This window comes from Zarconia sp., assembly GCF_057467645.1.
Genome location: NZ_JBRJXU010000147.1, coordinates 161,124 through 173,561, shown reverse-complemented (window position 1 = coordinate 173,561; position 12,438 = coordinate 161,124). Strand labels below are relative to the sequence as shown.

Genomic DNA, 12,438 nt, shown 5'->3' with positions numbered 1-12,438 from the left:
ACCAGCACGATTGTGCCGGGCTAGTACATCTGGTTTTTGGGAGGTTCGATGAGTATAGTGTCTGAGTTTAGGTTACACTGCACCCAACTAGAATCGCATCCGTGATTTCTCTACGATTCCCACGAATATCTATTGTATTCTATAGAACGGTCGCAGTTGTCTTGGAATCCAGGGTTTGTGGGCTTATCAGAGATCGATGGTGTCACCCTCCTACCGAAATCTACCTTTTTTGCTCTAGATGTCCTATCCGATCTCCGTAACATTGCTGAGTTTCAGTCCAGCTCCGATGGCGATCGATTGTAAAATATTGTGAAATAGTTGGGAAGCAATTTTTAAAGTACGACTTTCAAAGTCTCTTTGCAGAACATTGAGACACATCAACACTTAATCCTCATCCATCGACTCCCATATCTCGAGAGAAAATGCAGCTTACTCTCTGTATATAGAGCGATTTAACGATTTGAGAAGTGAGAGCAAGCGTTCAAGAGAGTCGTTGCGAAAAAGTAGCCCTAAGACTTGCCGCGAATTGTTTGTCCTCCCTTAACCTTTCACTGCTATTGTAATAGATTGACCGCGATAAATTGCAGATTTCACCCTTCCCAAATACAGCATTTCAATTGGTATCCGAGAGAGAGTATCTGAGAACTGAGGTTTTAGTCGTTGGTGGCGGTACGGGAGGGACGGCTGCGGCCCTTCAAGCTGCTCGTCAGGGGATGCAGACGTTACTGGTAAGCGAGTTTTCCAGATTGGGGGGCATGCTGACAGCGGCGGGAGTGTCTGCCCCCGATGGTAACGAGTTGGCGGCTTTTCAAACGGGATTGTGGGGAGCGTTTCTCCGAGAACTTCAGCAACGGCAACCCGGAAGCTTCGATCGCGCTTGGGTGAGCTTTTTTACTTTCGATCCCCGCATCGGTGCGAAGATTTTTGCCGATTGGGTGGAAGCTTTGCCCAATTTAACCTGGATTTGGGGGCAGGTTCCCCGCGAAGTGTATCGAAGAGGCGATCGCATTACCGGCGTGGGTTTTGATGAGTACCGAATCGATGCTGACATCGTTCTCGACGGGACGGAATTGGGGGATGTGCTGGCATTGGGGGAAGTTCCCCATCGGTGGGGTTGGGACTGGCAACCATCCTGGAACGAACCCAGCGCCCCCACCGCGCCTAACACACTAACAAATCGCTTTCCCGTCCAAGCCCTCACCTGGGTGGTGTTGCTGCGAGATTTTGGGGAAGATGCGATCGCCCCGGAAATTCCCGCACCACCAACAGATAACCCCGATCGATTTGCTGGTGCTTTGGAGGGTTACACGCCGGAGCAATTTCTCAGTTACGGTCGATTATCCGACAATATATATATGTTGAACTGGCCGCAACATGGGAACGATTATGCAGAGGATTTAGATCGATTGGTGGGTGGTGCGAGTCAGCGGCAAGCGGTACTCCAAGAAGCCTACTGGCACAGCACAAGTTTCGCCCGTTTCGTCCAGAAGCAGTTGGGGCGGCGTTACGGTTTGGCACAGGGAGTGTTTCCTGTGTTGGGTGAAGATCGTGTTGTCTCTTCTGCGTTTGCCTTGCATCCCTACTATCGCGAAAGCCGCCGACTCGTGGGACTCGAAACCGTGCGCGAACAGGATATCTTACCCATTGCTGGGGGCAAAACCGCATCGTTGAACGCCAATAGTATTGCGATCGCCAATTACGAGAACGATCGCCACTATCCCGGCTACCACCTTCCCCTAAAACCCAAATCCACCCGCTGGGGAGGACGCATTACCGGAACGCCATTTACTTTACCCTACGGTTGTTTAGTTCCAGAAACCATCGATGGCTTGCTCGTTTGCGAGAAAAATATTTCTGTCTCCCACATCGCCAACGGGGCAACTCGGCTGCAACCAGTAGTGATGAATCTGGGGCAAGCAGCGGGGATGGCGGCTGCACTGTGTGTCGAACTGGGCTGTCAGCCGCGAGATTTGCCCGTGGAGATTCTGCAACAGGCGTTGTTGGAAGAACCTACCGCCCCAGCCGCCTTGGTTCCGCTATTCGATTCCCTACCAGAAGATGAGGATTGGTTACACTGGCAGCGGTATTTCTTGGCAAATCCCGATCGGTATCCGAGTTCTGGAGAAATCGATCGAGAGATACCGAGAGTATGCGATCGCACTAATACCACAGCTTTTTCTGGTATATTTCAGCGCAACGGATGGCAGGATTACACCTTAAAAGTGTTAGAAAATAAGGGCGATCGCACTTGGCAACTGGTTACTCTGCAACCGGATATCGACAAGCAATTGCAAACCTATCCCTCTGGTACTGCGATTTCGGGTTGGGGATGGTTTAACGAGGCGGGAGATTGGCTGCGAGTCGATCGAATTAGTTAAATACAGACATTAAAAAATCTGCAATTTAATCATTTTTGGGATGTTAAATGACTCAGACATCGAAGCAATTTACTCAAAAATAGATCGATATATCAAGAGAAACTAAGCTGTTTTCTCGAACTGCGGAATTCAAAAAAAGCATTTATAATATCAAAGCTATCGATCGAGGTTCAGTTTTTCTGCATCTACATTCTCTACACGATCGCCCCGAGTCACGCACGATAAATTGCGAGAAATGAGCAATACCAAATTCTGGAAACCCGTCTATCAACTCTTCAAACCCGAAGAACCCCTCACGAGTCCCCAAGATTTAAAAGATTTTTACGTCATTCGTCCCGATAGCCCCATCGAAGATTTAATCGGGACGTTGGAATTGGAAGACGATCCGGCGAAATTTTTGCTGGCAGGACATCGAGGCGGGGGTAAAACCACGGAATTACGGCGATTGCAGCAACGCATTCAAGGGCAGCTCAAACACGAGTTTACCGCAATTTGGGTGGATACGGCGAATGCCCTCGATCGCTACAATATCGGCTACGCAGAAGTGATCGTTCTGATTGGTTTAAAGATTCTCGATACGATTCACACGTTGGAATTGGCAATCCAGCCGAGATTGAAAAGTGCGCTAATCGATAGCCTGCGAACGGTGGTGGTGGAATACGAAGAGGTGAAAACGGATGGTTTGGAAACACCGGAGTTGGTGAAAAAGTTGGGAGTCATACTTAAAATTGGCTTCAATCGAACGCTGAAGAAAATTCAAAATATTCGCCCGACTCTGACAGATATTCTATCGCGAGTGAACGATATTATTGATGCGGCCGAACAGTCTTGTGGGAAGAAACTGGTCGTAATTGTCGATGGACTCGATCGCCACGATTACGCAACGGCATTAGAAATGTTTTCCGACGATTTGATGACATCACTCAACTGTCATATTATCTACACCATTCCCATGTCTCTGCGCTATTCTCCACATTTTGCCCAACCCAAAGAAATTTTTAATGAATGTCTCGATTTAGTTAATATTCCCGTATTTAAATGCGACGATAATGCTAAACCGACTGCAAATCCAGATTTTACGGGACGAGAATTACTCAGGATGATTATCCAGCGGCGGTTGAAGCGATTGGGAACGGATTATGCGAATTTATTTACCCTCGAAGCATTAGAATATATTGGCGAAAAAAGCGGTGGCGTTCTGCGAGATTTGATTCGCCTCGCTCGAAGTACCTGTAAAATTGCCCGCAAGCATCGGTTAACTCAGGTTGATTTATCGGTTGCAGAGGAAGCCGTGCGAGAAGAACGCAAAGTCTATACGTTAAGCGATTATCATTACCCCGAACTCGATGCCGTTCACTCAACGGGAAAATTAACGAGTCAAACCTATAACTTACCGGATAAGGGAGAGTTTGTGATTTGCGATGAACTACTGCAAAACAAATTTATTTTGGGGTATTACGATGAGAAAGTGCGGAATTGGTTCGATGTCAATCCGATGATTCTCGAAGATTTGGAACGGTGGAAAATCGGAAATAAAACATAGTGCGAGCGTCTCGCTCGCGATTTGAGAAATACAGCGATATGACGACGCGAGCAAGATGCTCGCACTACATATTTTTTCCCCCTCTACCAAACAATGACATCAGCACCTGAAAATGCCCTAACCCCAAACGATCGCGCGGAATTGGAAACTCTCGTCAATGTTCTCGAACTTTCCGATGGAACGACGATCGTGTTTGCTGTTGCCCCCGATAGCAGCCCTAAACATCCGGTGGTGGATGAACTCAAGGGGTTGCTGGGTAACTGCGACGAGGAGTTTGCGGTGCAGAACTTTTTCTATAGCGATGAGTCGCTGCATCCGTTTCTCAATGGTCTGAAACCGTTGCCAGAGGGGACGCGGCGGGTGGTGATGGCATTTGGGATCGATCGCCTTCCTTTCCACCGGCAGGTGCGGGAATTGCGGCAGTTGAATCTGGGGCGAGAGATGCTCTTCAGCCGCAATTTGGTGCTGGTATTTTGGTTGACTCGGGGGGAGTATTTAGAAGTATTTCGCGATCGCGCCCCGGATTTTTGGGATTGGCGGGAACAGGTGGTGAGATTCGAGACTCGCCCCCGCCTCGAACCCCTGCTGTACCCCTATTTGGAATGGCTGATTGCTGAAAATTCTTCCCTGAAAATGGGTGGCATCATGCAGGTACAGCGCCAGGTAGACTTATTTCTCGATCGCGTCTACGTATCCCTGCGGGGGGAACGGCAGGTGGAAGTAGCCAGCCGCAGCAAGGGAGAAATGGAATCGGCAGCACGATGTTCTCCGGGCAAATCTTTGGGTAAGTCGTTAAGTCAATCCTTCGCCGACGAACTCGAACCCATCGTTCCCGATTTTGTCCCGGATTTCGGTTCTCCTGATGTGGGTTCGACTAAAACTGTTACGGAAAAGGTCGATTTAGCCCAGGCAATCCGGAACCAGCAATATAGCGTCATTCTTGGCGATCCGGGGGCGGGAAAAACGACGCTGCTGCGGTATTTGGCACTTCATTTTGCAACGGCGCGACGGGATGAGGCGCAGACAGTATTGGCTGGTGAAGAACGGGAGGATTTGGGGCAGATGCGGTTGCCGATTTTCTTCCGCATCGCCGACTATGCGGAAAAACTGGCGACTCAGCCGGATTTGAAGTTAGAAGAGTTTTTGCAGCAGTTTTACCGCCAGTGGGAAACCCAGCTTACTGCCGCATCCACGGAATTCTCGGCGGAGGAGGTGGCGCAACTCCTGTGCGAAAAGCTGCAATCCGGGCAGTGTATCGTTCTCCTGGATGGTTTAGATGAAGTGTTCGATCGCTCGAGTCGCAAGCAAATTGTCGATGGCATCGAAGCATTTGTCAGCACCTACGCCGGGAATAAATTCGTCATCACCAGTCGGATTGCCGGGTATCGGGAGGTGAATCTGAGCCAGCGCTTCGGTCATTTTACTATTACGGAAATGGAACGGGAACAGGTGGAACGGTTTCTGCGCCGTTGGTGTTTGGCAGTGGAACAGGCGCAACAGTCGGAAGCTACGCCGGAACGCCAGGAACGGAACGCCGAGGCGGAGGTGCGGGGGCTACTCGATGCCATCGACAGCAACGAGGGAGTGCAGCGCCTGACGGGAAATCCCCTGCTGCTGACAATTTTGGCGCTGATTCACCGCAACGGTTCCCGTTTACCCCATCGCCGGGTGGAACTGTACGCGCTGGCGGTGAAAACCCTGACGGAAGACTGGCAACTGGGGAAGAAGTTACCCGATGGGGAGAAGGTACTACTCAAGGAAACGGAGGTGGTGGATTTACTCGCACCCCTGGCTTACTGGATGCACGAGGAGAAGCCGTCGGGATTGGTGAGTCAGGAAGAAGTGGAGGCGAAGCTGGCAGAAAAGTTGGCGGAACTCAACGACGAGGAACCGGATTCGCCATCGGTACGGCAGGCAGTGGAGGGATTTTTGCGGCGAGTGCGAGAGACGACGGGGTTATTTGTGGAACGCGCGCCGGGATTCTACGGGTTTATGCACCTGACGTTCGAGGAGTATTTTGCCGCGCGGTATATCGCCGATAACGAGTCTGAGGATATGCTGGCGCTGATTCGCCGCCACCAGGAGGAACCGCGCTGGATGGAACCGATTTTGCTAGCGTTGGGATATAGCGGGATGCATATGCCGAAGCAGTTAAATAAGGTAGTGCAAAAGTTATTTGCGGCGCTGGATGACTACCAACCGGATATCGAACGGGGGGAAATTCAGGTTAAAAATGGTTCGACAAGCGATGCGGTTTTGGCATTTCCCGTGGTGGATGAAGCCGGGGTGATCCGTTACGAAGAGTCGGCGACAATACCTGAGGAATTGGGGTTTGCCGCGCTGGTTTTGGCGGAAGTGGAAGTCAGGGCTAAAGTTCGATCGAAAGTTATTGAGAAGTTGGTTTTGACAGTGTTGGGATTAGATGAAGATATTAATGAAGACACAATACCAGCATTACTTCAGGTACTCCGTAAAATTGAAGATTTCAACGAAAAAGGGGAAACTTTTGCATTCTTGCAACGGGCGATTGAGAATTGCAATCTAACGGATGAAATTCGAGTTAGAGCGAAGGTTGCTGCGCTATATATTGCTTGCAGACAAGCCGATTCTATTCTAGTGGCGTGGGTAGAAAAGATTATCAATAATCTCACGCCGCTTTTATTTAGTGTGCTCAAAGAGTTAGTCTCGGAATTGGGCGATGAAATGACTCCGGCGTTGGAGAAAGTTCGAGAGCAGCATGGGGAAAAAGAGCGAACTCAGCAATCGTTGGATGTGATGCTGGCAATCTCTTATCTTCGATCGAAGCATTATGACAAGAGTCTCGCAGTTTTAGAAAACTTGATAAATCTCTCAAATTCTAAAATCGAACCTTACATATCTTGGTCGTTTGCTATCTGTTATCAAGACAAAGAGGAATACACTCAGTCCGAACGATATTACCAGCAAACATTCGATAATATTTCGACTGGTAACAGGCAAGTTGCGTTAATTTTCTTTTGGAAGCAATGGGGAATTTGCTATCGCTTGCAAGAACAGTACGAAAAAGCAGTAGATTGCTTTCAACAGAGTTTGACGGTAGCTCAAGAAATCGATCGAGAAAAAGAAGAAGCACATTTACTTTGGCAACTGGGTAAAACCTATCAATATTGGAAAAAATACGAACAGGCGATCGAGTATCATCAACAAAGCCGAGAACTCTACAAGAAATTAGAGCGAGAAGAGAATGTCGCGAATCAGTGGCACTGGATAGGAAGCTGTTATGAGAAATTGGAGCAATACGAGCAAGCTGTAGAGTGTCAACAAAATTGCTTAGATCTACGTCAAAAGCTAAATCTAGATAGTGCTGTAGCTCTAGCCTACTACCAGTTCGGTCGAATTTATCAACATTGGGGGAAATACGAAGAGGCGATCGAGTATCACAAAAAAAGCCGAAAAATCTACCAACAACTAGACAAAGAAAAAGATGTGGCTGACTCGTGGTACTTCATGGCTAGCTGCTATCGAGAGTGGAGCAAATATCAGGAAGCACTCGATTGCGAACTCAAAGATTTAGAAATTCGCCAGCAGCTTGATGACCAACTGAATATTGCTTTAGCTTACTATCAACTCGGTCAAATTTATCAACATTGGGGGAAATACGAGCAGGCGATCGATTATTTCCAAAAAAGTCGCAAGCTGTACCAAAAATTGGAGAAAAATAAAAGTGTTGCAAACCGTTGGTACGATCTGGCAAATTGCTATCGAGAGTGGGGCAAATATCAGGAAGCACTCGATTGCGAACTCCAGGATTTAGAAATTCACCAACAGCTTAATGACCAATTAAGAATTGCACTAGCATACTACCAGTTTGGTCGAATTTATAAAAGTTGGAAAAAATATGAACAGGCGATCGATTATTTCCAACAAAGCCGAGAACTCTACCAAAAACTGGAGGAAGATCAAAATGTCGCGAATCTATGGGGATGGATCTCTGATTCCCATCGAGGGTGGGAGAAATATCAAGAAGCACTTGATTTTCGTGTCAAGAGTTTAGACATTCATCAGAAGCTTAATAACCAATCTAATATTGCTTATGCTTACTTTGAACTAGGTCGAATTTATCAGAGTTGGAAAAAATATGAACAGGCGATCGAGTATCACCAACAAAGCCGAGAACTCTACCAACAATTAGAGAAAGATGTAGCCAATCAGTGGTATAACCAGGCAGTTTGCTATCGAGAGTGGGGCAAATATCAGGAAGCACTCGATTGCGAACTCCAGGATTTAGAAATTCACCAGCAGCTTGATGACCAATCGAGAATTGCTTTAGCTTACTATCAACTGGGTCGAATTCATCAGAGTTGGGAGAAATACGAAGAGGCGATCGAGTATCACCAACAAAGCCGCGAACTTTATCAACAATTAGAGAAAGAAAAAGATGTCGCTGACTCGTGGTACTATCTGGCAGCTTGCTATCGAGTGTTAGGAAAATATCAGGAAGCACTCGATTGCGAACTCAAAGATTTAGAAATTCGCCAGCAGCTTGATGACCAATCGAGAATTGCTTTAGCTTACTATCAACTCGGTAGAATTTATAAAAGTTGGGGGAAATACGAACAGGCGATCGATTATCACCAACAAAGCCGCAACCTATATCAACAGTTAGATTTAGAACAAGATGTAGCCAATCAGTGTTACTGGCTCGGAAGTTGCTATCACGAGATAGGACAATATTATACAGCGATTGAATATCAGCAAAAATGCTTGGATTTACGTCAACAGCTCAGTTTAGAAGAAGATGTCGCTTTAGCCTATAATCAGCTGGGTCGAATTTATCAGAGTTGGGGAAAGTATGAAGAGGCGATCGATGATCACCAACAAAGTTGCGAACTCTACCAACAACTAGACTTAGAACAAGATATTGCTAACTTGTGGTCTTGGTTGGCAAGTTGTTACCGAGATTTAGAGGATTACCCAAAAGCCATAGAATACTATCAACAAAGCCGCGATTTACACCAGCGACTCGGGCAAAATGAAAGTATGGCATGGGGGTATCGACAAATCGGCAATACCCAATGCCTGATGGCAAAAAACACCCTCGACTCCTCCTTCCTCCCCCAAGCCGAACAAAACATCCAGCACGCCATCCAACTCGATACTGCTGGAGACTACACCAGTAGCCTCGCCTACGATGCCATCGTTCTCGCCCTCATCTGCGCCGAATTCCTGCATCACTTCCCAGCCGACAGTCCCGAGTCTTCCCAACGCATCGCCCAATTTGAAACCAACTACCGCCAAGGTTTCGACTCCCTCACCCAACTCGGACAAACCGTCAGCCGCGCCGAGGAAGCCCTGGATATCGCCCGCGCGTACCTAGAAGTCCCGGCATTGCACAACCCCGGCACCGCCCTCACCCTCACCCGCGAAGCCCTGCAAACCTTCCAAGACTTCAACCGTCGCAAGCTGCAAGCCAAAGCCCTCAAACTCCTGGGGGAAATCCACCGACATACTGGGGATGAGGAAACCGCGCGATCTTTCTTCACCGACAGCGCCAACCTGTACCGGGAATTGGATTTACCCGCCAAAGTTGCTGAGGTTCTTCGACAGGCAGAGGAGGCAGGGGAGGCAGAGTAGTGGTTGACCAAATTGATGTTGATGAGTCGTCGGGTGAGTATTTTTGAAACTGAACCCACCCCTAACCCCTCCCGAGAGGGGAACCAAAGCCAGTTAACCATTCATACCAGTGTGGTCAAGCATTAGATGCAAAGCTGGCATCGATCGTTCAACTATTACGATACGGAGTTAGTCTTTTCGGGAGTCGACCTGGGAGATGTCTACTATTGCGGTACGGAGTTAGTCCTTTCGAGAGTCGACCTGAGAGACGTCTACTATTGCGATACGGAGTTAGTCCTTTCGGGAGTCGAGCTGGGAGATGTCTACTATTGCGATACGGAGTTAGTCCTTTCAAGAGTCGACCTGGGAGGTGTCTACTATTGCGATACGGAGTTAGTCCTTTCGGGAGTCGATCTGAGAGATGTCTACTATTGCGGTACGGAGTTAGTCCTTTCGGGAGTCGATCTGAGAGATGTCTACTATTGCGGTACGGAGTTAGTCCTTTCAAGAGTCGACCTGGGAGATGTCTACTATTGCGGTACGGAGTTAGTCCTTTCAGGAGTCGACCTGGGAGGTGTCTACTATTGCGATACGGAGTTAGTCCTTTCGGGAGTCGATCTGAGAGATGTCTACTATTGCGGTACGGAGTTAGTTCTCTCCTTGTCCCCTTGCTCACAAACCGCAAGCTTAACTCTCCACCCGATCGCACCGACATCGTCCGATAATATAGTGAAGAATCCGGACTGCGTATTATAATTGTAGTACAAACAGTTATATCGCTTTTCTCAACTACCCAAAACCGTGCAATAGCCCATGTCATCCCAAGCGTCACCTCAAGCTTCATCGGAACCCGCAGAAAAAATTTACCTGCCGCGTACCAGCGAATCCGACTCCCTCAAACGCATTCGCCACACCGCCTCTCACGTGATGGCCATGGCGGTACAGAAGCTATTTCCCAAGGCGCAAGTGACCATCGGGCCGTGGACGGATTACGGGTTTTACTACGACTTCGACAGTCCCGAAGCCTTCACCGAAAAGGATTTGAAAGCCATCAAAAAAGAGATGGTGAAGATTATCAAGCAGAAATTGCCGGTAATTCGGGAAGAAGTGTCTCGCGAGGAAGCCAAACGGCGGATTGAAGAGATTCAGGAACCCTACAAGCTGGAAATCCTCGATAGTATTGAAGAGCCGATTACCCTGTATCATTTGGGCGATCGCTGGTGGGATTTGTGCGCCGGCCCCCACGTCGAGAGTACCGCCGATTTGAATCCCAAGGCGATCGATCTCGAAACCGTTGCCGGGGCGTACTGGCGCGGCGATGCCAACAACGCCCAACTCCAGCGCATCTACGGCACTGCCTGGGAAACCCCGGAACAGTTGCAGGAGTACAAGCGGCGCAAAGCCGAAGCCCTCAAACGGGACCACCGCAAAGTGGGCAAAGAGTTGGGATTGTTCGTCTTTTCCGATCCCGTCGGCCCAGGGTTGCCCCTGTGGACTCCCAAAGGCACCATTTTGCGATCGACCTTAGAAAATTTCCTCAAAGAAGAACAGGTCAAACGGGGCTATCTCGGAGTCGTCACCCCCCACATCGCCCGTATCGACTTGTTTAAAATCTCGGGACACTGGCAGAAATACAAAGAAGATATGTTCCCGATGATGGCGGAAGATGAGGAATCGGCGGCCGACGAACGGGGATTCGTCCTCAAACCGATGAACTGCCCGTTCCACATCCAAATCTATCAAAGCGAGTTGCGATCGTACCGGGATTTGCCCATGCGATTGGCGGAGTTCGGCACCGTCTACCGCTACGAACAGTCCGGGGAACTGGGGGGATTAACTCGGGTACGCGGGTTTACCGTGGATGACTCCCACCTCTTCGTCACCCCGGAACAGTTGGAGGCGGAGTTCCTCAACGTGGTGGATCTGATTTTGTCGGTATTTAAAAACTTGCAACTGAAAGATTTCCGCGCCCGATTGAGTTTCCGCGATCCCGATTCCGATAAGTACATCGGTTCCGACGAAGCTTGGAATAAGGCGGAAAATGCCATTCGCCACGCGGTAGAAACCTTGGGCATGGACTCCTTTGAAGCGCCGGGAGAGGCGGCATTCTACGGCCCCAAACTCGATTTTATCTTCCGAGACGTACTCGATCGGGAGTGGCAGTTGGGAACGGTGCAGGTGGACTACAACTTACCGGAACGGTTCGAGTTGGAATACGTCGCCGAAGATGGTTCTCGCCAGCGTCCGGTGATGATTCACCGCGCCCCCTTCGGTTCCCTGGAACGGTTGATTGGTATCCTCATCGAAGAGTATGCGGGAGATTTCCCCCTGTGGCTGGCCCCGGAACAGGTGCGATTGCTGCCGGTTAGCGATGAGTTTCTGCCCTACGCCCGAGATGTGGCGGCGCAGATGCGACTGGTGGGGATTCGCGCCGTCGCCGATACCAGTCACGAACGCCTGGGTAAGCTGATTCGCAACGCCGAGAAAGCGAAAATCCCGGTGATGGCTGTGGTTGGGGCGAAGGAAGTGGAATCCAAGAGTTTGAGCGTCCGCACCCGCGCCTCTGGGGAGTTGGGGGCGATGGCGGTATCTGAGGTGTTGGAGAAATTGCAGGGGGCGATTGCAGAGCGATCGAATTTTTAGGTCGATCGTTTTGTTTCCCCTAGGGCAAGGGTCTCGATCTCCTTTTGGGAAAGATCGTACGCATTCAGAGTGCGGACATTTTGCTGCTTTGACTGCTGTCATAGGTCGCAAACGCGAGCATGCCAATCTCTCCCAACGATCGCCTTAAGATAAAGACAGTCGCAAGAGGTTCGATCGAAGATGCTCTCCACTCACCGACGAATGACGCTTCAGGCGTACCTGAATTATGACGATGGGACGAATACCCGATACGAACTGGTGAATAGAGAATGAGTTGAAATA

General features: G+C 49.2%; 5 protein-coding genes. All 5 read left to right on the top strand.

Translation table 11 applies throughout. The features are described from left to right. The first annotated feature begins 617 nt into the window (after positions 1-617). The 5 genes from AC2215_RS22735 to thrS all read left to right on the top strand — a co-directional run bounded on the left by AC2215_RS22735 (position 618) and on the right by thrS (position 12,156). Positions 618-2,378, top strand: coding sequence for an FAD-dependent oxidoreductase (locus tag AC2215_RS22735; RefSeq protein WP_486812301.1), 1,761 nt, complete (start codon positions 618-620; stop codon positions 2,376-2,378). A gap of 235 nt (positions 2,379-2,613) precedes the next feature. Then, the gene (locus tag AC2215_RS22730) at positions 2,614-3,921 is read left to right on the top strand and encodes a hypothetical protein (protein WP_486812300.1); all 1,308 of its coding nucleotides are present in this window, start codon (positions 2,614-2,616) and stop codon (positions 3,919-3,921) included. 93 nt (positions 3,922-4,014) lie between these two features. Then, a complete protein-coding gene (locus tag AC2215_RS22725) occupies positions 4,015-9,534 on the top strand; it encodes a tetratricopeptide repeat protein (RefSeq protein WP_486812299.1) in 5,520 nt (1,839 codons plus the stop codon). Between the two features lie 126 nt (positions 9,535-9,660). Then, complete coding sequence (locus AC2215_RS22720) at positions 9,661-10,269, top strand: hypothetical protein (protein ID WP_486812298.1); 609 nt, start codon at positions 9,661-9,663, stop codon at positions 10,267-10,269. Positions 10,270-10,326: 57 nt separating this feature from the next. After that, positions 10,327-12,156 carry a threonine--tRNA ligase gene (gene thrS / locus AC2215_RS22715; protein WP_486812297.1) on the top strand — a complete coding sequence of 610 codons (1,830 nt, stop codon included), beginning with the start codon at positions 10,327-10,329 and terminating at the stop codon, positions 12,154-12,156. Positions 12,157-12,438 lie beyond the last annotated feature (282 nt).

What these genes read in the sequence shown, in the direction of transcription:
- thrS (WP_486812297.1), top strand. Translation starts at nt 10,327, where the DNA reads ATGTCATCCCAAGCGTCACCTCAAGCTTCATCGGAACCCGCAGAAAAA.
- AC2215_RS22730 (WP_486812300.1), top strand. Translation starts at nt 2,614, where the DNA reads ATGAGCAATACCAAATTCTGGAAACCCGTCTATCAACTCTTCAAACCC.
- AC2215_RS22725 (WP_486812299.1), top strand. Translation starts at nt 4,015, where the DNA reads ATGACATCAGCACCTGAAAATGCCCTAACCCCAAACGATCGCGCGGAA.
- AC2215_RS22720 (WP_486812298.1), top strand. Translation starts at nt 9,661, where the DNA reads ATGCAAAGCTGGCATCGATCGTTCAACTATTACGATACGGAGTTAGTC.